At 57.7% G+C, this 25,904-nt stretch carries 18 protein-coding genes; 12 read left to right on the top strand and 6 right to left on the bottom strand.

The window, feature by feature from the left end; all coding sequences use genetic code 11:
- Positions 1 to 448 precede the first annotated feature (448 nt).
- From ACDELDRAFT_RS03765 to ACDELDRAFT_RS03755, 3 genes are all read left to right on the top strand, one after another.
- Positions 449 to 2,110 (top strand): AAA family ATPase, encoded by a 1,662-nt coding sequence (locus ACDELDRAFT_RS03765; RefSeq protein WP_005793594.1) that lies wholly within the window; start codon positions 449 to 451, stop codon positions 2,108 to 2,110.
- A 28-nt stretch (positions 2,111 to 2,138) separates the two neighbouring features.
- The gene (locus tag ACDELDRAFT_RS03760) at positions 2,139 to 3,008 is read left to right on the top strand and encodes a DNA adenine methylase (protein WP_005793592.1); all 870 of its coding nucleotides are present in this window, start codon (positions 2,139 to 2,141) and stop codon (positions 3,006 to 3,008) included.
- Between the two features lie 89 nt (positions 3,009 to 3,097).
- Positions 3,098 to 3,793 carry a hypothetical protein gene (locus ACDELDRAFT_RS03755; protein ID WP_005793591.1) on the top strand — a complete coding sequence of 232 codons (696 nt, stop codon included), beginning with the start codon at positions 3,098 to 3,100 and terminating at the stop codon, positions 3,791 to 3,793.
- Positions 3,794 to 3,839: 46 nt separating this feature from the next.
- Here the strand turns inward: ACDELDRAFT_RS03755 and ACDELDRAFT_RS03750 are convergent, their stop codons facing one another.
- From ACDELDRAFT_RS03750 to ACDELDRAFT_RS03735, 4 genes are all read right to left on the bottom strand, one after another.
- Positions 3,840 to 6,947 (bottom strand): type I restriction endonuclease subunit R, encoded by a 3,108-nt coding sequence (locus tag ACDELDRAFT_RS03750; protein ID WP_005793590.1) that lies wholly within the window; start codon positions 6,945 to 6,947, stop codon positions 3,840 to 3,842.
- Between the two features lie 23 nt (positions 6,948 to 6,970).
- The gene (locus ACDELDRAFT_RS03745; protein ID WP_232504713.1) at positions 6,971 to 7,543 is read right to left on the bottom strand and encodes a hypothetical protein; all 573 of its coding nucleotides are present in this window, start codon (positions 7,541 to 7,543) and stop codon (positions 6,971 to 6,973) included.
- A gap of 215 nt (positions 7,544 to 7,758) precedes the next feature.
- A complete protein-coding gene (locus ACDELDRAFT_RS23905; RefSeq protein ID WP_081470079.1) occupies positions 7,759 to 9,132 on the bottom strand; it encodes a restriction endonuclease subunit S in 1,374 nt (457 codons plus the stop codon).
- Positions 9,122 to 10,672 (bottom strand): class I SAM-dependent DNA methyltransferase, encoded by a 1,551-nt coding sequence (locus tag ACDELDRAFT_RS03735; RefSeq protein WP_005793586.1) that lies wholly within the window; start codon positions 10,670 to 10,672, stop codon positions 9,122 to 9,124. The genes ACDELDRAFT_RS23905 and ACDELDRAFT_RS03735 overlap by 11 nt, the downstream gene beginning before the upstream one ends.
- 252 nt (positions 10,673 to 10,924) lie before the next feature.
- Here ACDELDRAFT_RS03735 and ACDELDRAFT_RS03730 point away from each other — a divergent pair, with 252 nt between their 5' ends.
- Positions 10,925 to 12,073: a hypothetical protein gene (locus tag ACDELDRAFT_RS03730; RefSeq protein WP_005793584.1), complete on the top strand. Its 1,149-nt coding sequence runs from the start codon at positions 10,925 to 10,927 to the stop codon at positions 12,071 to 12,073.
- A 192-nt stretch (positions 12,074 to 12,265) separates the two neighbouring features.
- Here ACDELDRAFT_RS03730 and repC read toward each other — a convergent pair whose 3' ends face one another.
- On the bottom strand, positions 12,266 to 13,342 hold the full coding sequence (gene repC / locus ACDELDRAFT_RS03725) for a replication protein C, IncQ-type (RefSeq protein ID WP_157764875.1): 1,077 nt from the start codon (positions 13,340 to 13,342) through the stop codon (positions 12,266 to 12,268).
- A gap of 570 nt (positions 13,343 to 13,912) precedes the next feature.
- On the opposite strand from repC, the gene ACDELDRAFT_RS03720 reads away from it, so the two are divergent.
- From ACDELDRAFT_RS03720 to ACDELDRAFT_RS23895, 6 genes are all read left to right on the top strand, one after another.
- On the top strand, positions 13,913 to 15,229 hold the full coding sequence (locus ACDELDRAFT_RS03720; protein WP_005793581.1) for a Spo0J and IME4 domain-containing protein: 1,317 nt from the start codon (positions 13,913 to 13,915) through the stop codon (positions 15,227 to 15,229).
- 237 nt (positions 15,230 to 15,466) lie between these two features.
- On the top strand, positions 15,467 to 16,597 hold the full coding sequence (locus ACDELDRAFT_RS24920) for a hypothetical protein (RefSeq protein WP_005793579.1): 1,131 nt from the start codon (positions 15,467 to 15,469) through the stop codon (positions 16,595 to 16,597).
- 484 nt (positions 16,598 to 17,081) lie between these two features.
- Positions 17,082 to 17,672 (top strand): hypothetical protein, encoded by a 591-nt coding sequence (locus ACDELDRAFT_RS03705; RefSeq protein ID WP_005793577.1) that lies wholly within the window; start codon positions 17,082 to 17,084, stop codon positions 17,670 to 17,672.
- A gap of 408 nt (positions 17,673 to 18,080) precedes the next feature.
- Entirely contained in the window at positions 18,081 to 19,367 is a 1,287-nt protein-coding gene (locus ACDELDRAFT_RS03700) for an ArdC family protein (protein ID WP_005793575.1), read from the top strand.
- Between the two features lie 185 nt (positions 19,368 to 19,552).
- Positions 19,553 to 20,353, top strand: a complete 801-nt coding sequence (locus ACDELDRAFT_RS23900; protein WP_081470077.1) for a helix-turn-helix domain-containing protein — start codon at positions 19,553 to 19,555, stop codon at positions 20,351 to 20,353.
- 87 nt (positions 20,354 to 20,440) lie between these two features.
- The gene (locus ACDELDRAFT_RS23895) at positions 20,441 to 21,223 is read left to right on the top strand and encodes a helix-turn-helix domain-containing protein (RefSeq protein WP_157764873.1); all 783 of its coding nucleotides are present in this window, start codon (positions 20,441 to 20,443) and stop codon (positions 21,221 to 21,223) included.
- A gap of 338 nt (positions 21,224 to 21,561) precedes the next feature.
- Here ACDELDRAFT_RS23895 and ACDELDRAFT_RS03695 read toward each other — a convergent pair whose 3' ends face one another.
- Positions 21,562 to 22,092, bottom strand: coding sequence for a hypothetical protein (locus ACDELDRAFT_RS03695; protein WP_157764871.1), 531 nt, complete (start codon positions 22,090 to 22,092; stop codon positions 21,562 to 21,564).
- Positions 22,093 to 22,388: 296 nt separating this feature from the next.
- Here ACDELDRAFT_RS03695 and ACDELDRAFT_RS03690 point away from each other — a divergent pair, with 296 nt between their 5' ends.
- Together ACDELDRAFT_RS03690 and ACDELDRAFT_RS03685 are read left to right on the top strand one after the other, a co-directional pair.
- Entirely contained in the window at positions 22,389 to 23,012 is a 624-nt protein-coding gene (locus tag ACDELDRAFT_RS03690; protein WP_005793568.1) for a hypothetical protein, read from the top strand.
- A 344-nt stretch (positions 23,013 to 23,356) separates the two neighbouring features.
- Positions 23,357 to 25,903: a putative bifunctional diguanylate cyclase/phosphodiesterase gene (locus ACDELDRAFT_RS03685; protein WP_040327989.1), complete on the top strand. Its 2,547-nt coding sequence runs from the start codon at positions 23,357 to 23,359 to the stop codon at positions 25,901 to 25,903.
- The last annotated feature ends 1 nt before the right edge of the window (position 25,904 follow it).

Here is a 25,904-nt window from a genome sequence, read left to right as displayed (position 1 = left end):
ATGAATGGCAATGAATGGGGCATGGAAAGGGTCTCCTTGCCATCCAAGGTGCCAGATGCTGCTCAAAAATGCAGCAATTTATGGGGGCTGACCGCCCGGATCGAGGCTGAGCGGTAGTGCGTGTTTGGCTCGTGGTCGAATCGACGTCGTTTAGTAGGCGAAACGGTGTCGAATCGTGGTGCAGACGACAACCTATCGTCGGCGGATCGCCGGGGATGTGGTGTGGGGCGTGGGTGATTGTCGAAACGACGTCGTTTAGTGGGCGAAACCTTGCTGATTCGTTGCTGTTTGGATCACTTCTGCACAACAAGGCTAAGCCTTCCTAGCCGCTATCAAATTGTCGTTAGTACAAGAGCCACACATGCAGCGCGGCACTACCGATAAGATGCTCACAGCTACCGGACTCGGAAGCTCATCACCGCGCAGACAAACAACACAGGGGGGGTCAATGGCAGCCAAGGTTCAGGTCAAATCGTTGTCTTTTGGAATGCCGCCTTTCCGGAAATTAGGCAACATCAACATCGATTTTGCTGAGCGGCTCACGCTCATTGCCGGACACAACGGGATCGGCAAATCAACCATATTGGGCTTGGTCGCCAACACCTTTGGTATGACTGACCGTAGTGGCCCCAAGAGCTACTTTGGGGAACCGTTCTACGCCAATATTGAGCGGATTGTTTACTTAGCCTTGGCTGAGGTGGCGGAGGCCCAGAAGGACCCATCAGCGGCGCCCGTTGTCACAGCTTGCGCGAACGGCACGGAGATCAAAAAACGCTGCTCAATGACTCATCGCTCCATTTGGAAGCGTGCTCGCGTCGTCCCTCGAACCATAGACAAGACCGAAGAAGACACCGTTGGGCAGGACGCCAAGATACCGCTACCAACCATATACCTTGGGATGCGACGCCTCGCCTCGATCGGTGAAGCTGACGAAAAAGAAGTTGCCAGTAGCAAAATGGATATGCATCCAGCCGACAGCACACTGATGGTCGACTTCGTCAGTTCAGTGATCCATGGCTCCGAACTGAACATGGATGTGACCCATCAAACCATTAGAGGCTCCAAGAAAAAAACCGCTCAACCTGGATACACCCGGCATGAAGCACTAGCCGTCTCCATGGGTCAAGATAGCCTAGCCAGCATGGCGACAGCGCTGGCGTCGTTCAACCAGTTGAAACGAGAAATGGGCCAAGAGTATCCAGGGGGGCTATTGGTCATTGACGAAATGGATGTCGGCTTCCATCCACACGCAGTTGAACGACTCGCCAAGTCTCTCAAGACCTATGCTAAGCAACTCGATCTGCAAATTATTGCTACCACGCACTCGCCTCGTCTCATTGAAGCGATACACCCAGATGGAGATGGGAATGCAAATGCACCTGACAAGGTGATTTACCTTCTTGACACCAAGTACCCCAGATTGGCTGACGATCAATCGCTTCGCGCCATGCTTAACGACATGGCCATGAAGCCAGACGATAAAAAGTCAACACGGAAGGTAAAGCCTACCCTAGCTGTCTACTTTGAGGACGATGAGGCAGCACAGTTTTGCGCCAGCCTGATCCCGACGGCGAAGAAGAACGCCCTGTCCAAAAAATATGGAGTTCGGATCAACTGGATACCGTTGGGCATTGGGGGATCACATTTGGTCAAGCTCCCAGAAAAAGATCCGCTGTTCCTGGACAGGGTCTTGGTAGTGGATGCGGACACCACAGTAACCCAGGAGGCATCAGCCAGAGGCAACATCGTCAAGTTACCCAACGTCCCCGGAACGACGGGTGTTGCCCGATCGCTGGAAAACACGATCAAACAATTCCTGCGCGACATCTCTAACACCCCCGACGGTCCATTGCGAAAAGCGCTGTTGGCACTCAACACGCCAAACCCTACCAGTGACAAGGTCCACGTCAACTTCTTCCAAGATGGTGATGGAGAAAGCACGAAACGTGAAAAAACCAAGATCTGGTGGAAAAAGCACTGGACCAAGTTAGACGCTTGGGGTGTGATTGGGCAATGGTCCGTAGTCTATGAGGCAGAGGTTGAGAAGTTTGAAGTTGCGTTTGAGGCAGCACTTAGTCGTACCGCAAGCCGGATGAAGAACAAGGGCTGAGGTAAGCTGCTCGACTACTTGCCTATCCATGTATTCCAACAAGCTATACACCCCTCTGCGCTACCCCGGCGGCAAAGCTCGCTTTGCGCCGTTGATCGCAGAGGTCATCACGACTAACAACCTTGCCGGTGGACACTATTTGGAGCCATTCGCAGGAGGTGCCGGTGTTGCTCTGTCACTGCTGATCGACAGCATCGTTGAACATATCCACATCAACGACGCAGACTCCGCTATCGCAGGGTTTTGGCGCGCTGCCACACGCCAAACAGCTGAATTGGTGCAAATGGTAGCCACCGAACCCATCACAATGGACGCATGGCACCACTGGCGTGGCGTGATGCTGGGGCAGCAAGCCGGAACAGAGCTGGAACGTGGCTTCGCCACGCTATTCATGAACCGGACCAACCGTTCGGGCATTCTCAAAGGCGGAGTAATCGGCGGCAAAGCTCAATCGGGTAGCTACAAAATCGATGCGCGATTCATGCGTGATGAGTTGTGCTCGCGACTAGAACGAATTGGCCTGCATGCCGATGGCATTCACGTTTACGAGGAAGATGCGCACGAGTTGCTGCGTCGCTGTCACCAGTTTTTGCCATCTAAGTCACTTATTTACCTAGACCCCCCCTACTACGTCAAAGGCGCGGGCTTGTACCGCAACTACTACAAACACGACGATCACTTGGAAATAGCGAAGCTTCTCGGGAGCGCTCGTTTCAAGCGACCCTGGATCGTGTCTTATGACAACGCAGAAGAAATAAGAGAGATGTACGCATACGCGACACCGTATGCGTACGGCCTCCACTACACAGCGCAGCGTCGTTATACAGGCTCCGAAGTCATGTTTTTTAGCAGCCGTCTTCAAGCACCTCTGGATGCGATGGCAAAAATCGCCGCCTGACGCATGAGGCACCTACCGTCGAAGCGCTGACGCACATCGCTGTGGCCTTCTATACCGACAAACGTTGACCCCAGCTAAGGCAATGCAGCATGAGAAAGATATCTCCTCAGGACATCCGAGATGACTTCCAGAAGCAGCTAGCAGATCTGACTAACTTCTACCGTGCTGGCACGTCCGCCTTGATATCCGAAAAGGATCAATCCACGCTGACTGAACACAGCCTCCTAGCATGCGCCGTAGCTTGGGAAGGATTCATCAGTGACATGTTCATCGGGTACATAAACGTCGATCCAACTCGCTTCAAGCAGCATCTGGAAGACTCTTTTGCAGAGCACCTTCAAACACAAGAGAAGTCGAAGCGGGTATTTGAGGCTTTTGGCAAGCTTCAATTTCCCGCACATCTGAGCAAAGCGGAAGTCCAGTCTCTTGCCAACAATACAGGCAATAACATCACGTTCCCGAACTTTGCAGATCTCGAGGAACGATCCAAGAGGTGGCTGGTTAAGCAGCACGCGGACAACTTCAAGGCACTATCGAAGCCTCAAAAGGCCTTGGTCGATGCGGTCATCGGACTCAGGAATCATGTCGCCCACAGAAGTCATCGCTCTGGTGAAGCCATGAACGGACTTCTTGCTGCTGGCGCTCTGCACACGACTGGCATCAAGCGTGGGGCAAACAATGTCAATAACGTGGGGGCGTGGTTGAAGGCGAGTCCGGTGGGATGTAACGAGTCGCGGATCGAGATGATCATCAAAGCCTTAGGAGTGATTGGCGCATCATGCTGATGTTATGGATGAGGCCCGTTGCTCACCCACATCCCATGGCTCAGCCCTATGCCGCGCCCCAGCTCTCCCCAAACACCTGCGCCTGCCTCAACACCAGGTCCACCGCCTCTTCCTGCAAGTCCGGCGGGTACTTGTACTTGCGCAAGATCCGCTTGACCATCAGCCGGAGTTTCGCCCGCACGCTCTCACGTTCCGACCAGTCCACCGTCAGGTTCTGGCGCAGGTTCTCGGTCAGTTCGTGTGCGATCTTCTTGAGGGTTTCGTCGGTCAGTTCTTTGACCGCTGATTCATTGGTGGCCAAGGCGTCGTAAAAGCGCACCTCGTCCTCAGTCAGGCCCAGCATCTCGCCTCGGCTCGCCGCCTCGCGGAACTTCTTGGCCATCTCGACCAGTTCTTCCATCACCTGCGCGGTTTCAATCGAACGGTTCTGGTAGCGCTTGATCACGTTGCCCAGCAGGTCGGAGAACTTTTTTTCCTGCACCACGTTGCTGCCGAAGCGGCTCTTGATTTCGCCTTCGAGCAGGCGTTCGAGCAGTTCCACCGCCAGGTTCTTCTCGGGCAGGTTTTTCACCTGGGCCAGGAATTCATCGTCCAGCAGGCCGATGTTGGGTTTGTCCAGGCCCACGGCATCAAAGATGTCCACCACCTGATCGGACACCACGGCGTTGCTGATGATTTGGCGGATAGCCTCGTCGCGCTGTTCGTCGGTGCGCTTCTTGGCGGTGATGTCCCGCTTGGTCAGGATGACCTTCACAGCCTGCATGAAGGCGACTTCCTCCCGCACTGCCTTGGCTTCGTCCAATGTGCAGCACAGCGAGAAGGCTTGGGTCAGTGCCAGCGTGGTGTCGGCGAATCGGCGTTTACCGTCTTTGCCGCCCTCTTCACGCAGGCCGAGGATGTGGTTGGCGGCACGTGCCAGGGTTTGGTGCCCCCCGGTCAAGAAGTCGCTGTAATTGCAGCCATGCAGCATGGATTGCAGGACATCGAGCTTTTCCATGAGGACGCTGTACGCCTCGCGGGCATCAACCGTGGGGCTGCCCCGGCCTTTGCTGGCTGTGTACTCCCTCATGGCGGCTTTGAGTTCGTTGCCAATGCCGATGTAGTCCACCACCAAGCCGCCCTGCTTGCCTTTGAACACGCGGTTCACCCGCGCAATCGCCTGCATGAGGTTGTGGCCCTTCATGGGCTTGTCTACGTACAGGGTGTGCACGCAGGGGGCATCGAAGCCCGTGAGCCACATGTCGCGCACGATGACCAGGCGCAATGGGTCGGCTGGGTCTTTGAAGCGCTTTTCCAGGCGTTTTTTGATCTTGCCGTCGTAGATGTGTGGGCGCAGCAGGGCTTTGTCGCTGGCTGAGCCGGTCATCACGATCTTGATGGCGCCTTTCTCGGGGTCTGGGTCGTGCCAGTCGGGGCGCAGCTTGATGATCTCGTCATAGAGGTGCACGCAGATGTCACGGCTCATGGCCACGACCATGGCTTTGCCCGATTGGGCGGTACTGCGCTCTTCAAAGTGCGCCACCAGGTCAGTAGCCACGCTGGCCACGCGGGGTTCGGCTCCAACGATCTTTTCCAAGGCGGCCCAGCGGCTTTTGAGCTTGGCTTGGGTACTTTCTTCTTCGTCCTCGGCCAGCTCGTCCACTTCGTCGTCAATGGCGGGCAAGTCTTCGTCTTTGAGGCGTAGCTTGGCCAGGCGGGACTCGTAGTAGATAGCCACGGTGGCACCATCTTCCTTGGCCTGCTGCATGTCGTAGACGTGGATGTACTCGCCAAACACCGCACGGGTGTCGTGGTCGGTACTGCTGACCGGGGTGCCAGTGAAGCCCACGAACGTGGCATTCGGCAAGGCATCGCGCAGATGCTGGGCGTAGCCCGCCTGGTATTTCTCTTCGCCAGGCTTTCCTTTGAGGGTTGCCTTGAAGCCATATTGGGTGCGGTGGGCTTCGTCCGCGATCACCACGATATTGCTGCGCTCGGACAGCACCGGGAAAGTGTCTTCATCCTCCCCCGGCATGAACTTCTGGATGGTGGCAAAGATGATGCCGCCCGAGGGGCGGTTGCCCAGCTTGGCGCGAAGGTCCGGGCGGGTCAGCGCCTGGGTGGGCTGCTCGCGCAACAGGTCTTGGGCCAGGCTGAACACGCCAAACAGCTGTCCATCGAGATCGTTGCGGTCGGTAATGACCACGATGGTGGGGTTCTCCATCGCGGTTTCTTGCATCACGCGGGCGGCAAAGCAGGTCATGGTGATGCTCTTGCCGCTGCCCTGGGTGTGCCACACCACGCCGCCCTTGCGAGAGGCGCCGGGTCGGGAAGCAGTCACCACTTCTTCGATGGCAGCACGCACCGCATGGAACTGGTGATAGCCCGCGATCTTCTTGACGAGCTGCCCGTCATCCTCGAACAGGACGAAGTAACGGATGTAGTCCAACAGGTACTGAGGTGCCAGCACACCACGCACCAGTGTTTGCAGTTCTTGAAACTGCCCCAGTGGGTCGATGTTCACCCCATCAATCGTGCGCCATGCCATGAAGCGCTCGGCGTTGGCAGAGAGCGACCCCATCAAGGCATCGGTGCCGTCCGAGATCACCAGCACTTCGTTGTACTGGAACACATCCGGGATTTGCTCCTTGTACGTCTCGATCTGGTCGAAGGCCTTCCAGATGTTGGCGTTCTCGTCGGCGGGGTTTTTGAGTTCCAGTAGCACCAGCGGCAGGCCGTTGACGAACAAGATGATGTCGGGACGGCGGGTTTTGTGGGGACCTTTGATGGTGAACTGGTTGACCGCACACCATTCGTTTTTCTCGGGGTGTTCCCAGTCGATCAAGCGAACAAAGTCGCCGCGTGTTTCGCCGTCCTTCTGATACTGGACGGGGACACCGCCCACCAGCAGCTTGTGAAACGCCCGGTTGGCCGACAGCAGGGACGGGATGCCGAGGTCCGTGACTTGCTTGATAGCGTCTTCGCGCGCAGCCACTGGGATGCCGGGGTTCAGGCGGTTGATGGCTTCGCGCAGCCGGAAGGGCAGAACGACCTGGCGATAGTCGGCACGCTCGGGCGAAGCACCATCGAAGGCAATGTCGGGGCCGTAGCGGTGGGTGTAGCCCACCTCTTGCAGCCAGGTCAGGGTTTCTTGTTCGAGTTGGTCTTCGGTCATGACTTCAAGTCCATGCTGATTTGCTATGAAAACTCACTCGTTGGGTCCCCAGCAAGTCCACCCAGATCAATTATTTGAATGATTCGATCAGGAGAGACGGTCTTTCCTTCGCCGCAAAAAGTACACGGGAAGTGGGATGTAACACCCATCGGCTCGCCTATCCAAGCCCTAAAAACGTATTGCCAGAGGTTCGTGATGTAAGCATCTGGATCGGACGACTTCCCGGAGAACTTCACCACCACAGGCTTCAGCTTGTTACGCAATGACTCCAAGATGGGAGCTGCGTAGCAAACCCCATATTTGTCAGCCCAGGAATTGCCCATAAAAAACTCAGGCAACGAATAGTCCATGCCCGCTTGATCGGCATACCTCGCGTTGTCAAACACATCAAAAGCATAAGGGCCACCGGCACCAGGCCCTTCGCAGCACTCTCTATCCCTGATGTTTGCCATCGCGATGGCGTGATCATCGCCATCAAGCGAAACTATCCCGGCAATCTTGTTTAGAAAGGCTTTGGCCCCTTCATGCGAAGCCAGTAACCCATCTTCAAACCAGTCTGCAGAGCCGTCATACGCTGTGCGATGGTAGTACGCCACCTCACCGAACTCCCAGTCAGGTCTCGCACTCAGATGCTGCGCCATCAGTGACGGAATGTACGGAGATTGAAATAGGTCATTCCACGAATCAGGCGATTCCAAAATAAAGGTCGGCCAATTCCCATCGGCAACCCTTGCGACCTCCCCAACGTCCACCCGATAAATTCTCGCCAGAGACCGAACGGCATCAGCCTTGTCATCGCAACTAATGTGAGTCATCCGATTGCGCACATGAGTTCGTTTTGCGCCTCAGGCAACCTAAGCTGGCCGGAGATCAGTCGAGGTAGCAGGGTGTCGCGGAGGGTGGAGAGGGTCATCGCCTTCTCGGTATTCATGCGAATGGCCTCATGAATCCCAGACGCCACTAAGTTGAATGAATCCAGAACAGGGTTGGGTGGAATCACTGTGAGGTAGGCCGAGACGATTGCTTTCGAGATGTTTTGCTGTGCGGCACCATTCGCTCTGCTGTTAAACCAGTCGCGTCCGTTGAGCAGCGTCCAAAACAAGAACCATGGGCCTACTTCATTTCTAGCGACCATGCCGGTACAGGCTTGATTGAAGGTCGCAGGCTCCACGAGTATTCCTAGCCTACCGACGGTCGGTGCAGCATAGATTGCCATCAACACGGCATCCTTAGGCAACAACTTGACAGACGATCCGATCAGCGCAGCATTTGTGATTCGCTCAGATGGCTGCAACAAGAAACCGTCGTGAAACTCTCCTGTCTTGAACCAAGGTATGGTTCCTTGCTCCCAGTACTCCGTCTTCGATCTGCTTGGCGTACCACCGTTTGTAACGGTCGAGCAGATATCGTCAATGCATCCGACCCTCCACCCCCTCGGCACCTCCCCCAACTCCGACGTTTCAAACCCATCGGGAAACAGCGCCGCAGTGGCCTCATCCATGCCTTCGGGCGTGCGGCCTTCCATTTTGGCGCGCACGGGGTCGAAATCGACGAACCAGGACTTGAACAGGGCCTGGGCGATGGCTTCGAGGGTGGCGTTGGTCTCGCGCAGGAGGGTGATACGGTCGTCGATGCCACCAAGCAAGGCAGCTATTGCACGTTGAGTTGCCAGTGGCGGCAGAGGAACAACGAAAGATTCAATATGTGCCTTTGTGATAGCTCGACGCGAACCGCCTGCATTGAACGACTCAATGTATGACTTGATGGTCGGGTGGGTAAGGTAGCTCACCACATATCCAGGGTCTGCTTGCTGCGAGTCCAGCCGGATGATTGATACGTGCTGATTGACACAAGCCGGTAGAGCTGTCGCAGGGACGAGGCAGGCTCTACCGAAGGTAACTCCGTCGCCCGTGATGTTCAACAAGATGTCATTTTTTTCGAGACGCACACCCCTTAGTGAATCAGCTTGCTCGTCTGAAATGAACGCAAGTCCAGCTTCGGAAAATTCGCGATCAAAGACGTTTTGACTTCTAACCAATGCAAATTTCGTGCGTGTCTTTTGGTAAGCAGCTTGTCCACCAGTGGGCGTAGCGCCAGAGCCGATCTTCTTGCAAATTGACTTCAAAGAAACAAGCGTCCAAGAGGGAGGGCATTCAATTGGCGAGACGAGGTCATCAGAACTCATACCCCAGCCCCCCCAGCTTCGCCCGAATCACCGCATCCAGCTCCGCGCCTTTGGCCATCTGCTCGCCCAGCTTCTCAGTGAGCTTTTGCATCTTGTCGGCAAAGGCTTCGTCGTCGTCCTCCACCTCTTCCGCGCCCACGTAGCGGCCCGGGGTGAGCACATGGCCGTGCTGGGCAATCTCGGCCAGGGGCACGCTGCGGCAAAAGCCTTTCACGTCTTCATAGCTGCCTGCGCCCGGCTCGCCGCGCCAGGCGGCCACCACGGCTTCGATGCGGGCGATGGTCTCGTCGGTCAGCTCGGCCTGCACACGGCTGATCATGCGGCCTTGCTTGCGGGCGTCGATGAACAGCACCTCACCCTTGCGCGCTTTTTGTTTGGCCAGGAACCATAGACAGGCGGGGATCTGGGTGTTGAAGAACAACTGGCCTGGCAGGGCCACCATGACTTCGACCACATCGGCATCGACCATGGCGGCACGGATCACGCCTTCGTTGTTTTGGCTGCTGCTCATGCTGCCGTTGGCCAGCACAATGCCTGCACGGCCCGTGGGCTTCAAGTGGTGCAGCATGTGCTGCAACCAGGCGTAGTTGGCGTTGCCGTGGGGTGGGTCGCCAAACTCCCAGCGTGGGTCACCTTCCAGGCTACCGTGCCACCAGTCAGAGATGTTGAAGGGTGGGTTGGCCAGGATGTAGTCGGCCCGCAGGTCGGGGTGCTGGTTGCGGGTGAAGGTGTCGGCAGGCTCGCGGCCCAGGTTGTAGTCAATGCCGCGAATGGCCAGGTTCATGGCGGCCAGGCGCCAGGTGGTGGGGTTAGCCTCTTGGCCGTAGATGCTCACATCGCCCAGCTTGCCGCCGTGGGCTTCGATGAACTTCTCAGACTGCACAAACATGCCGCCCGATCCGCAGCACGGGTCGTACACCTTGCCTTCGTGCGGGCTGAGGATGGCGACCAGGGTTTTGACGATGCTGGCGGGTGTGTAGAACTGCCCACCTCGCTTGCCCTCGGCGCTGGCGAACATGCCCAGAAAGTATTCGTACACCTGGCCCAGCACGTCGCGGGCAATAGCAGCGTCTTCACCAAAACCGATGGTGGAGACCAAATCGACCAACTCACCCAGCTTGCCATCAGGCAACTGCGCACGGGCATAGCGCTTGTCGAGGATGCCTTTGAGCTTGGGGTTCTCGGCCTCGATCAGGGTGAGGGCGTCGTCAATACGCTTACCAATGTCGGGTTGCTTGGCGGCATTGCGCAGCGCCTCCCACCGCGCACCTTCGGGCACCCAGAAGACGTTGACCTCCTTGTAATAGTCGCGGTCTTCCAGTTCGGCTTCAATGTCGGCGGGGTCGGCATCGCCGTAGAAGTATTCGTCGTCTGGGTTGGTGAGACGGGCCGTCAGCTCGGCCCGGCGGGCGGCGAAGGTGTCAGAGATGTATTTGACGAAGATGAGGCCGAGCACCAAGTGCTTGTATTCGGCGGCGTCCATGTTGGCGCGTAGCTTGTCGGCGGTGGCCCAGAGGGTTTTTTTGATGTCGTCGAGCATTGAGACGGGAATTGGTTGGCCGCCCCGCTCAACTACTTTGGGCGCGGACGGAGCATGTAGAAATCGTTCACACCATCTTACCGTCACGATCACAGATGGATACAGTTCCGGCGACTGGTTGGCAGGGTGTTGCGATGGCGCGTCCAACGTGCTTGCCAGCCCTCCGACTGAGATCCACGTTGTCCGAGCTTGCGGCATGTCACCCTGTGCTGACTGAGGTAAAAATGCAGTCAGCCACTCACTGAGGAACCTATGGCCAAGAAGACCCCAGACACTGCTGAACGGAAGAAGACAAAGGCAGAGAAGCAAGCCGAGGAGGAGTTGCAGAGGAAGGTCATGGCGACCTTGTTTGAACGCAGCAGAATGCAATCACGCTACGAGGAAACCTTGTGCGCAGACATTTACCTGCGCAGTGGGCATCGCGACCATGACCTGTCGCCCGCCAACCCGGAGGGCAAGGATTTGCGGGATGCCATCGAGAAGCTGAATGCGACCCCGAAAACCATGCCTCTTTTGCGACAACCCCTGGGAGCTGCCAGCACTGCGCTTGATCGACGGTTGGATCGCGTCCTTCATGGAATCAAGGTAACAAGGGACCCAAGCACCAGGAAGGACACCGGCATCGACCTCGGTCCCCTGGTCCCCCCCGATACGCCCCCGAACCAGATTCCATGGCGGCGGTATCGGAGACTGCGCAAGGGCCACATTCCGTTTGTCGCGCATAGCGTGGATGGGACCTCGGTGGTGGGCGGCATGTGTACCGTCTCCACACATCCCGAAGCTTTGGTCTCTTCCGGCAAGAGCTTGGCGCGGTACCTCACGGCGTTGGAGCACGTAGCACTGCCGCAGAACAAGAAGGTGGACTTCACCTTCGTTCTGCCAGGACTTGCGCTTCCGCAGGACAACAACGAGCCCAGCCCACCCGATGAAGCAAGCGATCACGAGCCAACGGCAGATGACTTCTTACCCCTGCTGGGACACGGTCACAAGGGAGATAAGAAACTGGCACAACTGCTGACGCTGCTTGTTCACGAATACTTCGACAGGGAGCTGGTGGATCAGGCCAATGCCTTGAAGGTACTGACGGTGCTGTGCGCGTTACCGAATCCCCAGTCCAGAGCCCATGTTCGATTCTTGACCATGGGCGTGAATTTTGAGTGGGACCGGGAAGCGTTTACGCAGGATTTTGCAGGTGCCACCTGGAAAGTCGTCGCGCCTCTGATCCGCCACTTTGCGAGCCAAGAGAAAGAGCTTGCGGAGCTGGATGACCAAGCGGTGCTGCTGCCTTCGTTGGCGCTGATCGTCAAACGATTGCGGGACATGAAGGCTCTCCAACTCGGGACTTTGAATGAGCGGCAGGTCAAGTTCTTGCGAGCACTGGCCAAGTACAAAGCACCTTGACGAATAGCGGGCAGCCAGGCTTACAAACCCCCAGCATTCCTTGGCTCGTACGTCTTCCCCTATTCCTGAGAGACGATCTACCCAAGTACCTCCGATCCGTCATACCCCCGGTGATGACCCGACGCCGTTCCAGCGGCGGAGTGGTCTTCACCACTCACCATAGACCTGTCTTAAACAGGTCTTTGATGAGTCTTAGATCAACGCTTCAACCTTCTTGGAAGCCGCACCAGCATTGGGCTTTACCTCATGGTCAGGTTCCGTCACAACGCCTATGGTGTCCGTTGCAACGCTGGGGGTCTCCGTCACAACGTCTGAGGTTGGCGTTACAACATCTTCGTCAGTACTGCCCACAAACCGGGGTTTGCGCACCCGCACCATCCGATCAGCATCATTGAGCCAGCACACCCACCCAGGCAGCCCTGCAATGGCCTGGACAGCCTCCTTCAACGTCCTGATGCGGCTTTTCTTGGCTGAGGCCGTGCATTCCTCTGTGCCCCAGACGTGCGGCAGCAGGGTTTCCAGCTTGATTTTTCGGACTTCACCAGAGAACGCCCATGCTGACAGCCAGGCATGCAGACGTCTTGCGGGCTTGGACTGCAACAAGCGCTGCTCACGCATGTTGATCCAGTTCACACCGCTTCGGGATAGGCAGCCTGCTGACAGTTCAGGGTTGAGGAATACGAAGAGACGGGCAGGCGCCTTCCCCGTGAGCACCGCCGACAACAGCGTGTATGAGCAAGTCCCCCAGTGGCTGCCGCTGCCTGCGTAGTACAGCGATGCCTCACACGTTGTTCGGAGCAACCTGCGAACGCTGTTGCGCACAACCTCGGTATTCGGCCCCGTAGCGGTCATTCCAATGCCCCGCGCAAGTGATGGGATCGTGACTTCCACGCCCACCAAGACAGACGGTGTACTGAGATCAGCAAGGTTGCTGGCGATCTGTGTTTCGGTCTTCACAGCCTGGTACTTGATATGCCTGAGTGCGGTGGCGAAATCCTCAGGGTGCTGTGCTGGGAAAAACGTATGTCTGTGTTCGCCAGGCGTCCCAGCCAACTGACACAGGTGGTACAGGACCAATTGGTCCGTGATGTCCAATGCCTGCTCTGACGTCCAAACGCAGTCCACAAGCGTCTTGCACACCCCGTTCCGGATCGCGCTGTTAGCTGCCTGAATTCCGGCAGCTCGGGTGCCGTGTTGGATGGGCCGAAACAGGCCGTCTGTCATGACGTACAAGGGATGCACGGGGGCGTGGTCCATGTAGTCGATCACGGGTTCGACCTGTCCGTTTGCGCCCAACCGTGGCTTGGGCGATGGTTTCAATGAGGGCTGCTTTGCTCTGGCCCCCGCTGGCGTGTTTCTCTTTTGCTGCATGTGATTTTTCCTGATCGAGGCTCGCACCGATGTGCCCAGCCGCAACCGGGCGCACGTCGGCTCGAACTCTGGTGAATCACATGCGCTGGGGTGTTGTCGGTGTCTTTCTTGGACAGTTGTGACGACATCCCGGAATCATTTCCGGGGGCTAGGGAAACCACATTAGCAAGCGCACTCTCGTTTGCGCAAGTGGGGGACGGCATCCCTTGCCACGGACATTCGGACAGGGTCATGGGCCGCATTCATGCTGCCTGGCTGCCCTTGACAAACGGTCTGAAATTCGTAGACTGGTAGGCATATGCACAGTGATACCCACTTCCTCAATCACACCTCCACGGATCGCTCGATCCAGTGCATACGTTCGCGCTAAGCGGACGATTCTTCTCCCCCCGTTTCGTCCGCGTCCATACGCACGCACCAAGGGTTTGGTGCGCGCCGAAGTTTTGACTTTTCAAACTGGAACGCGACATGCCTCACACTTTTAGCGCCTCTTCTGCGGCCTCCAAGCAGAAACCATCCTCGACGGCAAAGTCCGTCACGACATACCCCCTCGATCCTTGCGTCGAGCTGTTCCCAGCAATGAACTCCGACGAGTTCAACGCCCTGAAACAGAGCATCGAACGCAACGGTCAATCCGAGCCCATCTTGCTCTTCCAGGGCAAAGTGGTCGATGGCCGCCATCGCCTCAAAGCCTGCCAAGAACTGGGCATCGAACCCAAGGTTGAGACGCTGAGCGTCAAGAACTACGAGCAGGCCAAATCGATGGCCTTCGCACGCAACATCAACCGCAGAAACCTGACCACAGGACAACGGGCTTTGATGGCGGCTGCGTTGTGCACTCGCAAACCAGGTCAGGCCAAGTTTTCAGCAGCGACGGAGCCACCACTGTCTCAAACCCAAGCGGCTGACCTGTTTGCCGTGAGCCGCGATTCGGTTCAACGGGCTGTAAAGGTGTACTGCGACGGCGGCAAAGAGCTGAACCGGCAACTGGCATCGGGCGAGACCACTCTGAACGAGGCGCATGTCGAAGTCACCGGGTCCAAGCGCATCAAGGACTCTGTGCTTCTTCAAGCAGCGAAGCTGGTTGCGCGACACAAGGAACAAGAGAGCGCGAAATCCCGCCTCGCACGCCTGAACCGTCAAGCCCTTCTGAGCCAGAAGAATGCGGCACTGCCCACGGGCAAGAAGTATTCCCTCTTGCTTGCAGACCCTCCATGGAACTATGGCATGTCCAACGACCGCTCTGCGTCCCGGATGCTGCCGCACAACCATTACCCCACCATGAGTACGGATGACATCTGTGCGATGGACGTGCAGTCTTGCGTGACGAAGGACGCCATGTTGTACCTGTGGTGCCCCGCATCCTTGCTTCCAGAAGGCTTGCGCGTCATGCAGTCCTGGGGTTTCGAGTATCTGACCAACTGGGTATGGCACAAGAACGGCGGCAAGCTCACGTGTGCGGGCGGCGTTGCAGTGGCACACCATGAATTGCTGCTGGTCGGCAAACGTGGTCAAGGCCTGACGATTGCCAGCAACAAGGCTCGCGAGTCATCCGTATTTGCTGCACCAGTGACGCAGCACAGCGCCAAACCAGCGCTGGTACATGAACGCCTGGAACGCCTGTACCCCTCCGTTGTAAACCGCATTGAGATGTTCGCCCGCAATGCACGCAGCGGCTGGGATGCGTGGGGCAACCAGAGCCAGCAATCGACGGCAGCTGTGCCAGTCGTGCAAACCACCTTGCAAACGGGGGCCAACGATGAAGCTTTCGCGCACGCTGCCTGAATTCGGCAGGGTCGTGCGGCACTTCATCGTGTACGGCGCCTGCACCAAGCGAATACAGCACGGTCGCTGACAGCGGCCTAACCGGGGCATGACTTGCATGAAAGCGCAACCGTGATCCGGCTTCTTTACCAAGCCTTCCTGCACTGATGTGCGAACGCGCATGAGCGCGGGGATACCCGTTCTCGCTTGACAGATCGACGATCTGTTTGCAAACCCAATTACCAAAGGATTCAACCTATGAAACATTCTCAACTAAACGAAACCGATTTCGACTTCTCGTATCTCGAGGACGAAGGCAAAAAACCCATCAAGCTTCTCGAAAAAACGACGAGTTCGAATGCTGAACCTAAGTTCGATGAACTTGGGTGGCCTTTCCTCTGCGTCTCTCGAAGGGCGCAGTTCGCTGCATCTATCAAGACCAGCTGCGAAAGCTCGCAGGCGTGGCGGCAATGGAGAGCCGACTTCCAGCGGAAATGGCGCTGTCGGGTATGGCTTATCCACGATGGCTCCGATGACTCCGATGGCTATGCGCCCATCACTACATCCCTGCTGATCGCACCACAAGTTGATTCACGCCACCTAAAGTTTCAACAGGCGGCTTTTTTGGTTGAGTTACCTGGTGTTGTCGATGTAGACGGAGTGATGGCATCGGTGCGCGAACGACAGGACCGGCTGACGAAAATTGGTCGCCTGTTTCGTCTCACTTATCCTGGTGGCATCGTTCATTGTGGTGAGCAGGCTCTGGCTTTGGGTGAATTGTTCTCGCAATGGTCCGGCCACCTGAGAGACCAAACGGGCGTCATGCTGCTCAAATGCCGTGTAGGTGATAACGCGCCTTACTGGATTTACCTTCGTCATAGCGGTAAGGGGACCTTGGTCAACACTCCACTCGAATGCCATCTGAGGCCTGCCATCAAGGAAATTCGGCGGCAACGACGGTCACTTCGTGCTTCACATATCAGGCAACTCGGTCCCACAATTGCGTTCGCGAAGTCTGCTACGAATCGTAAGACTTGGACTGCCTCATTAGGAACTTTGCCAATCAGCGGAGAGTGGCGTTACGACACGATTGCAGGACGCACCGTAGTACAACTGACAGGTCCGTTCACCATTTATGTGGCGCCCATTTCGACCTCTCAACCGATGGAGGACTGGTGTAGTTGGACCTACCGCTACTCCCTTCGGTTGAGTGCGGAAGAGCTGGGTGTTGCTCAATCCATGTTGGATTGTTTCGCCTCATTGCGCACGCCTTTGGCGCGCTTCGTGACGTCAACAATCCCAATGGTTCAACTGCCGTCCAACATTTTCACGTCTGGCTATCTGCGGTCTAGGGCTCTTCCACGACGACGTAAAGCAAAAAAGAAATGAACAGCTGACAGGCTGTAAAGCCTCTCATCTTCCACCACAACCGCGCACCGCTCGTCAGCGGTTGATGCCCCGTAAATGGTTGCACGACCCCAAGCTCGTTTGGTAGCTTGGGCTATGAAACCATTCAAACACCTGATCCCAAGGCACGGATTCGAGCCGTGCCCACATGAGCAATCCCGGTATCACCCCTCTTTGTACGAGGGGGTCGCATGCTAGGACTTCTGCTTCACCTTCTCACCGAATCTGACGCCCCCCCTGTTGAGAGGCGCTACCAGTACGTTCGGGCCATTCACCGCCAGACATTGACGTCGCTGGCACGCGCACGACAAGACCCCAGAACCCAACCCCGGATGCTGATAGCGCTGGAACGGGCTGCCGACGATTTCGAGGAGGAGCTGCGTCGGCTCGAACCCTTGCGCCTTCACCACCGGCCAAGCGCCTATGACACGTCGCACCCCGAATCGAGGTGCGGAGAGGGGCGCTTATGAGTGCATTGAGCTACCACGTGCAGCACATGCCGGACCCCGCGTTTTGGCAGGCGCTGGCTGACCACCCCAAGCCACATGGTCAGTACCCATGTCCGTTGACGCTGGGGTCGCGCATAGCTTTTGTGTTCGCACCTTTCAACACCCAGGAGGGCTATGCGGATTTCGGAAATCCGAAGAGGGGCATGCACTTGGTGGTGCCTTCCACCCCTGCACCCATCACGTCCATTGGGTACTTGTTCGGGCCACCCACAGGCATGAGTCGCCGGATGTTCGTGGCCTTCTTTTATCGCTCCAACGAGGCGGTTCTGGCCGAGTGCAGTCCGATCGTGATGCTGCACAAGCCACTGGGACTGCGCTTGCAAAGTGGAGCGGTGTACACCGATTTCAGCGTGGCCTCAGCGGTTCTCAAAGGGGATGACGCGCCTATCAATCTTCTCTATGCCAGCCCATCAAACCCGGATTTGAGCTTGGTGATCAGGGAAGAAGCGGACCTCGCGGGCAAAGCCAATCTGAGCATTCAGTTGCGGGTGCCGATGCTGGTGTCGATGACGGTGAACCCACCAGCGCAAGCGCGATTGCCGATTTGAGGGGGCCGGATGACTTCGACAACCGATTCCCAATTTTTCGACCCGATGCCAGCACTGGTCTGGAACCTCGTTTGCCGCATGTTGGGTCCCATCTACACCGAAGCCCAACCCCACTCCGTTTCGGTCTTTGACTGGTCACAAGCGGTGTGGGATCAAGCGCTCGACATTGCGCGAGAGCACAGGCCACTGCCCCAGGTGCGACCCCCTCGCAATCGCGGACTACTCGACAAATCGCAGCCCTCACCGCCTTCCCCTGATGTTGGAGCGTTCGAGCTATGAGCACGTTCACTCCGTTTTTCTTTCCCCTCCCACGACATGAAGCCCATGACTCACCTCGTGACCTCGTCCTGTTTCCTCCTGCTGCCGCGCAGCAGGGCTCCACCCACCCATTCAACGAAAGGCAATCCCATGAAACGCACTACCGCCAAGTCCCCAAAAGAACGGACTACACCCGCATCAGCCGATCCCGGCAACGTCACTCCACCCAAGCGCTCGGTGGAAGACGTCAACAACCAGCTTTATCGAGAAGCTGCGCAGCGCATCCTTCAAGCCATTGAGGCTGGCACCTCGATCTGGCAAAAGCCCTGGATTGCTCCATCCAGTCATCGCCGCCCGTTCAACGCGCACACGGGCCTGAACTATCTGGGCATGAACCGCGTGTTGCTGATGACCGAGATGATGGCGAACGATTGGACCGACACCCGGTTCATGACGTACAAGCAAGTGCAAGCCTTAGCCCAGGACATGAAGCGCTCGGGCACACCTGACGATGAGTTGCCCTACGTGAAGAAGGGTGCGCAGTCGATCACCATCTACAAGGTGGGCAGACAAGAAATCAAGCGGCCTCGGGTTGATAGCTCTGGCAAACCCGTGCTGGATCAAGCAGGCCAACCCATTGTGGACAAGGCACTGGGGCGCACGTTTTTACAGACGTACCGGGTTTTCAACGCCAACAACATCGCCAATCTGCCACCGTTACCGGAAGTCGAGCGCAAACCCACTTGGGAAGTACATGCAGAGATCGAGGCGCTGGTCAAAAAGCTTGGAGTGCCAGTCTCTTATGAGCCTATCAGTCAGGCGTTCTATCAACCAGGCCTGGATCGCATCACGGTTCCTGAACGCTCGCAGTACAAAGACTCTGTCACAGATGGCGTGGTGGTGTACTCAGCGGCTGCCAAGCATTACTCCGTGCTGTTGCATGAGTGCTGTCATGCAACGGGACATGAGTCGCGGTTGAAGAGAGAGATGTCGGGCGGTAGAGGCTCCGCTGAATACGCCAGGGAGGAGCTGATCGCTGAAACAGCCTCGACCTACCTCATGTGCGAGCTGGGGTTGGAGTCCGATGAGGTCATCAACCAGCATGCGAGTTATCTAGAAGGCTGGGCCAAGCTCATCAAGGATGACCCAAGGGCGCTGTTTCAGGCGTTCTCCGCTGCTGAAAAAGCTGCGGACTGGTTCATGCAACGGCATGAGAGACAGTTGGCCGAGGCACCACAAGTCCCCCCTCAGCCTGCACCCTCCTTGGTTCAAGGCTTTGGAATACCACAGCAGCAAGTTGGCGGCATCGGCCAAGGATTGGTGGCGGTAGCTCAGATGCCTTCGTCGGCTGTCCGGATCAACGGGCTTCGACCCGCAGGGGAGTTGCTGGATGCGGCGGTCGCTGGCCTGAATTCCGGCAGCCTGGGGCCTGCATGAACGCTCTTGTAAATTTCCGACAAAAGTTTCTTGGTTTCACCTAGGTCATAAAGCTGGTATGGCAAAGCTATCATCATTCCCAAATGGGTAGGGATAGCACGTGGACGGCTGCTGGCGGCTCCGGATCGGCTACTTCCTACCGAAGTGCGGGCCACCGAACAGACCAAAGCTGACCTGAGATTCGTATGTCTTACAGCCTTCCAATAAGAGTGCTCGAAGCGCTTAGCCGCAAGTCCTCGATCAACCCTTTTCAAGAAAACGTCGCGAATATTCTGGTGTCCGCTGTTGATCTGAACAAGAAGCGGCGTGTCATGTATTCCGCCGAATGCGCGCCCCCATCTTTGCAATCGTTCGAAGGGCCTTGGCGCGAGTTGGCGTGTCTTGATCTCAGCCCGACGGGATTGTTCTTTGCCCAAAACCGTTCGCGTGAAAGCATCGCGCGGGTTTGGAGCGCGTACAGCACCTACGCGGAAGTTATAGATCCCAGCGAGTGCAAAGAGCAAGGCATCTATCCCACCAAGGAAGTTTCGAGAGTGCACTTTCGTCTTTTGGAGGCATACGGTGCGTTCTTTGATCACTGCCTGCATCAGAACCGCCGAAACCCCTATCCACCAAGCGTTCGCCACGGTTTCACCCTCAAAGACGTGGCGCGAATTTTCAACGCCCCGATGCTGTTGCAGGACGCGTGCGATTTTTTCTTGGCCTCCCCAAGGTCGAAGGTGTCCGATCTCTACACCGCATTGGGTCTGCATCCTCGAACGGGTGAGAGACGCTTTGCAGCGGAAGGTATTCCAGCGATGGCCCTCAAAAGGGCCTGCGCTATCTCCTCGGCATCCCGCTATATCCTTTGGTCTGACCTGACGTTGGCTGAAATCGCAGCCAAGTGTGGGTACACAGACGGGGCGCACCTGCACCACGAGTTCAGGCGTTCGACTGGGGGAATACCGCCAGCTGCATATCGCCGAGCGGTGCGCGTTCAACATTAGCGACTTGCTTTGGCTCATCGGGGACCACACCATCCATCCGTCGCTCTTTTGTGCTGATTTGGGGTTCGTATGTCGTACAGCCTACCCATGCGGGTGCTCGAAACACTTCACCGCAAAGCATCGGTCAACCTGTTTCAGGAGAACGTCGCCAACGTTCTAGCATCGAACGTCGCTTTGGACCGAAAGCAGCGCATCATGAACGCAATGGAGGGTGCTCCTCCCTCGCTGCAATCTATGGAGGGACCTTGGCGCGAGTTGGCGTGTCTGGATCTCAGTCCCACGGGTCTGTTCTTTTCGCAGACTCGCAAGTACGCAGGGATTACGGAGATTTGGAATGCGTACAGCACCTACACCGATGTTCTGGACCCCAGCGTATGTCAAGAACAAGGCATCCATCCGACAAAGACCATCTCGAAAGTGCACTTTCGTCTCTTGGAGGGATATGGAACATTCTTTGATCATTGCCTGCATCAGAGCCGTCTCAACCCGTATCCACCAAGCGTCCGTCACGGATTCACTCTCAAAGACGTAGCGCGCATTTTCAACGCCCCCATGCTGTTGCAAGACGCCTGCGATTTTTTCTTGGCTTACCCCAGGTCGAAGGTTTCCGATCTCTACACCGCATTGGGTCTGCATCCTCGAACGGGTGAGAGACGCTTTGCATCCGAAGGAATCTCTGCACTGGCGATCAAGCGTGCCTGCGCTATTTCGTCGGCTTCCCGCTACATCCTGTGGTCAGACCTGACCTTGGCAGAAATTGCCGCTAAGTGTGGATACACAGACGGGGCGCACCTACACCACGAGTTCAGGCGGTCAACTGGGGGAATACCGCCAGCTGCATATCGCCGAGCGGTACGTGTTCAACATTAGCGGCGACACTGCCCCCAGGTGTGCTGTTTTACACCTGGAATGAACGTCATCCACCACACAGATGGACAGTGTGCAAGCATTGCGCGTGATGCCCACTGAGGCATCACTCGCACAATGAGCTTGTCAAGGAACGCAGAGGTAAGTCTGGCCAACGGTCCCGCAGGATTTTTTCGCCTCTTCGCTTTGCCCAGTTGGAGTTTGTGTTGTGGTTGTTGCTTCCGGCTGAGGCCGTGGAACCTTGCCTGAGGTCTGCGCATGAATCGGCGTCAAGGCAGCGCTGCAAAGGAGGAGCGCGAAGGCGATGTCTTGAAGTGGCTTGATCACAGTCTGCCCCTCTTTCATTCGTCTCGACCACTACTGCATGTCAGCTCGACAGACCCAACCTTCAAAATCCCAGTCTGTACCGGCCCATACTCTTTGATGGTCACTTCATAGCCAGCGGTCGCTGGCTGAATCAGCCGCCGATCTGCACTTGCTTGTCGAAGCATCGGGGTTGCGTAGTCGGGAAGGGCCACACCTTCGCGAAGTGCACTGACGGCCACAACCGTTTTCTTCTCGCTGACCCACGCCACCATAGGCTCACCATTGGGCGAGCTGCACATGAACCAGGAATGAGCCGCTGGCAAGTCCTGAGGCCAAGCATTGCGCTGAGCATGTGCATTCAGTCCGCAACCCAATCCCACCGCCGCGAGCGCGGCCATCCGAATCAAACGCATGAAAAACTCCCTGTTGAAAAACGTGGGTGCTAAGCACTTCTTGGTGACGTGCGAGCACTGACAACGAGGGAATTGTTGTTTGCGCGATTTGTAAATCCGCGACCCGGAAATCAGTGTCTTCCCGGTCTGGTGACCTTTTTGCGTGATGGGCATGTCCGCCAAACGGACTCTGCTGATCCTCATGGCATCGAACTCCTCAGCGCCATGACCGTGGGAATGTGGCTGGCCAAGGGCCTGGACAGTAAGCACGCCTGTCCGCAACGAATCAGCAATGGGTTCGTGTCCATGTCCCAAGTGCTGAATGGGCAGGGCGCGGTGTATCAAACATGAGAGCTTGATCGTTGGGCGCGTTAGAACGTTGCGGGGCGTGTGCTTCGGCACCCCACTTGTGTTGTCTCAGGTGCGTTTGTTATGTTGGTCTTCAAACCAAATGAACTAAGGAACACTACATGACAACAACATCACAGCACTCTGTATCAGTATCTGTCGAGCCTGACGATAGCCGCTGCCGCTACTGGGCCAAGCGTATCGATTCCAACACGGTATTGGGCTTACCTAGTACCTTCAACGGAGCCAAAGACATCCCTGGGGCGTTTTTGCCGCATGGCGAAGATGAGTTAGCCGTGGGCGACTTTCTCATTGAGGGGGAGCAGGTATATCACCGTCATATCGAACGGGGGTGGACATATCGCATCGCGTATATGGGGATCGACGGCACATTGCAGCGCGTAACGCCAGCCAAGGAACACAAGCAGGCGATGAAGTCAGCAGGTATGCCCACGGATTGGCTCAAAGGTGCGGGCCAACTCGCAGCCTGCGTGCGTCTGATCCATGGCTTACGCATGGGCTTGAATGCAGGGGCGGTGCCTATCGAGACATCGGCGGTGCCGGTATCAATGGATGACTATGCCCGCGTCGCGCAGTTGTGTGAAGTGTGGTTTCAGCCGAACGGAGATGAGGCTCAGCCTACGCCTTGGTCCATCTACCAACAGGCGGTAGCGGTAGCGCGAATGACCAGTCTGCCGGACGTGTATGAAGAGCTACCCAGTCTGACGGAGTTGCTGTCCGATTGATGAGCGGCCCAACCTGAACGCCAAGAAGCGTCAAGAAACACCAATGCTGTGTAGCCAGGATGTAGCAAAAAAACTGCCAAAGATTCAAGTTCTCCTATGAAAACCGGCGTTTTTATGGGTACTGCTGCATCATGGGGGTGTGGTTCTCGAGCGTGTCGGACATGCGTTGGGGCGGGTATGAGGCGTGCACTGTAGCAGTTCGTTTTGCGGGTTTCCCCTAGCGAATCTCCGCGGGGGCGTTGGGCGTTCCGTTACGTTTGGACATACTTTGTGTGCACAATGGGGGTCGCCCCTGCGGTGGCGGTTTGGTGTGGCATCTTTTGGCGAATGGTTTCAGTGCAACCGTGATTTCATCCGAACTCCTGACCGATCTTCTGACAGCTGATAGCGAGGGCGCCGTGGCGCCCTCTGCGCAGGTGCGTCTGCAGGGCCTTGTCGATGCGCTGCCGCTGCCGCTGATGGAGTTCCGTCTCGAAACGGACCGCCTGGTGCTGGTGGCCGCGAACGCTGCGGCGCGGCGCATGCCCGGCCTGGGCCGCGTGCGCACCCGGGGTGTGGATGCCGACGAGGTGTTCGACCAACTGCGCGGCACCGCCATCGTCGAGCAGCTCGGGGCGGTTGCTCGTCTCGGCGTGCCGCTGGAGTGCCGCCCCGTGGTGCGGGAGCCGGGCCGGCCGGTGCTGGCCTGGGAGCTGTCCGCCCGGCGCGTCGCGGGCTGCAGCATCATGGTGACAGTGCGCGATGTTTCCGAGGTCGAAACGCTGCGGGCAGCGCTGGCTGCCTGTGAGCGGTCCCTGGAGGAAACGCGCCGCGAATTGCGCGAACAGAGTGACGTGTTCAACACCATGGAAGGCCTGGCGCGCACCGGGCACTGGCGGCGCATTGAAGACCCCGGCGAAACCGTGCTGCTGTGGTCACCCGGCCTGTGCGACATTGCGGGGTTCGACCGCCAGGAATGGGTGAGCCCCGAGCGCGCGGTCAGCGGCATCTTGCCCGAGGACCGGCATGTGTTCGAGAAGGCCCGCGAGAAGGTGGCGGGCGCAGACATCGAATACCGCTGGCGACGCCCCGATGGCGAAGTGCGCTGGATGCGCTCGCGCGTGCGCCGTGCCCGCTCGGGTGATGGCATGCGGGTCGAGATGGGCGTGGTGCAGGATGTGACGGAAGAGCACCGCTCGGCCGAGCAGTTGCGTGAGCAACTGCTGTTCATCCAGCGCATCGCCAGCCGCATCCCCGGCTTCATCTACGAATACCGCATGCACAACGATGGCGCCAGCAGCGTGCCGTACATCAGCGATGCGGTGCGCGAATTCATGGGCGTGAACCCCGAGGACGTGATGCGGGACCACGGGCTGCTGATGCGCAGCGTGGTGCCCGACGATGCCGCGCACGTGCGGCGTTCGGCCGTGGCCTCGCTGCGCAACCTGGCGCCGTGGCAATGCGAATACCGGGTGTCGATGCCGGACGGCAGCGTGCGCTGGCACATCACCAACGCCATTCCGCACCGCGAGCCCGACGGCTCGGTGGTGTCGCACGGTTTCACCATGGACATCACGGACCGCAAGCGCGCAGAGCAGGAGATAGAACGCCTGGCGTTCTACGACGCGCTCACGGGGCTGCCCAACAGGCGCATGCTGCTCGACCGGCTGCAGCGTGCGGTGGCCGCCACATCGCGCACCCAGCAGTTCGGCGCCTTGCTGTTCATTGATCTCGACAATTTCAAAGACCTCAACGACACCCTGGGCCACGACATGGGCGACCACCTTCTGTCGCAGGTGGCCGCGCGGCTGTTGGCGTGCGTGCGCGAGACGGACACCGTGGCGCGGTTCGGTGGCGACGAATTTGTCGTCATGCTGGAGACCCTGCGCCCCGAACTGACCGAAGCTGCCAGCCAGGCAGAAATCGTGGCGGAAAAGCTGCTGGCCAGCCTGAACCAGCCGTTTGCGCTGGGCGGCCAGCAGCACTACAGCACGCCCAGCATTGGTATCACGCTGTTTGGCGACGAGCGGCTGTCGGTGGACGAGCTGCTCAAGCGGGCAGATCTGGCCATGTACCAGGCCAAGGGCGCGGGGCGCAACACCCAGCGCTTCTTCGATCCGGACATGCAGGCCGCCGTGAATGCGCGCTCCAACCTCGAGGCCGACCTGCGCCAAGGGCTTGCACGCGGCGAGCTGTGCGTTTACTACCAGCCCGTAGTGGACCACCGCGCACGCTTGCTGGGAGTCGAGGCGCTGGTGCGCTGGCGGCATCCCGTGCGCGGCATGATCAGCCCTGCGGATTTCATTCCGCTGGCGGAACAGACCGGGCTGATCCTGCCGCTGGGTCAGCAGGTGCTGCAGACGGCCTGCGGGCAGTTGCAGCGGTGGGGCGAACGCAAGCAAACCCGGCACCTGTCGGTTTCGGTCAACGTGAGCGCACGCCAGTTTCGCCAGCCGGGGTTCGTGGCCGAGGTGCTGCAGACACTGCAGGGCTGTGGGGCCGACCCCCGAAAGCTCAAGCTGGAGCTTACCGAGAGCCTGCTGCTCGGCGATGTGGAGGACACCATTGCGCGCATGGAGCAACTCAAGCGCGAGGGCGTGGGGTTTGCCCTGGACGACTTCGGCACGGGTTATTCGAGCCTGAGCTATCTCAAGAGGCTTCCGCTCGACCAGGTCAAGATCGACCAGGGTTTCGTGCGCGATGTGCTCACCGACCCCAACGATGCGGCCATTGTGCGCACCATCCTGGCGCTGGCCCAGAGCCTGGACCTCGAAGTGGTGGCCGAAGGGGTGGAAACCACAGGGCAATTGGCGTTCCTGCGGCTGCACGGCTGCGAAGGGTTCCAGGGCTACTTGTTCGGGCGCCCGGGCCCTGTGGAGGATATTGATGCGTATCTGTCGCACGAACTTTAGG

Source organism: Acidovorax delafieldii 2AN (genome assembly GCF_000175235.1).
Classification (GTDB): domain Bacteria; phylum Pseudomonadota; class Gammaproteobacteria; order Burkholderiales; family Burkholderiaceae_C; genus Acidovorax; species Acidovorax delafieldii_B.
The sequence above is the reverse complement of the archived record's forward strand: the minus strand, read 5'-3'. Positions and strand labels throughout refer to the sequence as shown.

Coding starts and splice junctions, on each gene's coding strand:
- ACDELDRAFT_RS24920 (WP_005793579.1), top strand. CDS start 15,467: ATGAAACATTCTCAACTAAACGAAACCGATTTCGACTTCTCGTATCTC.
- ACDELDRAFT_RS03750 (WP_005793590.1), bottom strand. CDS start 6,947: ATGACCGAAGACCAACTCGAACAAGAAACCCTGACCTGGCTGCAAGAG.
- ACDELDRAFT_RS03720 (WP_005793581.1), top strand. CDS start 13,913: ATGCCTCACACTTTTAGCGCCTCTTCTGCGGCCTCCAAGCAGAAACCA.
- ACDELDRAFT_RS03735 (WP_005793586.1), bottom strand. CDS start 10,672: ATGCTCGACGACATCAAAAAAACCCTCTGGGCCACCGCCGACAAGCTA.
- ACDELDRAFT_RS23895 (WP_157764873.1), top strand. CDS start 20,441: ATGCGGGTGCTCGAAACACTTCACCGCAAAGCATCGGTCAACCTGTTT.
- ACDELDRAFT_RS03760 (WP_005793592.1), top strand. CDS start 2,139: ATGTATTCCAACAAGCTATACACCCCTCTGCGCTACCCCGGCGGCAAA.
- ACDELDRAFT_RS03730 (WP_005793584.1), top strand. CDS start 10,925: ATGGCCAAGAAGACCCCAGACACTGCTGAACGGAAGAAGACAAAGGCA.
- ACDELDRAFT_RS03690 (WP_005793568.1), top strand. CDS start 22,389: ATGACAACAACATCACAGCACTCTGTATCAGTATCTGTCGAGCCTGAC.
- ACDELDRAFT_RS03700 (WP_005793575.1), top strand. CDS start 18,081: ATGAAACGCACTACCGCCAAGTCCCCAAAAGAACGGACTACACCCGCA.
- ACDELDRAFT_RS03705 (WP_005793577.1), top strand. CDS start 17,082: ATGAGTGCATTGAGCTACCACGTGCAGCACATGCCGGACCCCGCGTTT.
- ACDELDRAFT_RS23900 (WP_081470077.1), top strand. CDS start 19,553: ATGTCTTACAGCCTTCCAATAAGAGTGCTCGAAGCGCTTAGCCGCAAG.
- ACDELDRAFT_RS03695 (WP_157764871.1), bottom strand. CDS start 22,092: ATGCCCATCACGCAAAAAGGTCACCAGACCGGGAAGACACTGATTTCC.
- ACDELDRAFT_RS23905 (WP_081470079.1), bottom strand. CDS start 9,132: ATGAGTTCTGATGACCTCGTCTCGCCAATTGAATGCCCTCCCTCTTGG.
- ACDELDRAFT_RS03765 (WP_005793594.1), top strand. CDS start 449: ATGGCAGCCAAGGTTCAGGTCAAATCGTTGTCTTTTGGAATGCCGCCT.
- ACDELDRAFT_RS03755 (WP_005793591.1), top strand. CDS start 3,098: ATGAGAAAGATATCTCCTCAGGACATCCGAGATGACTTCCAGAAGCAG.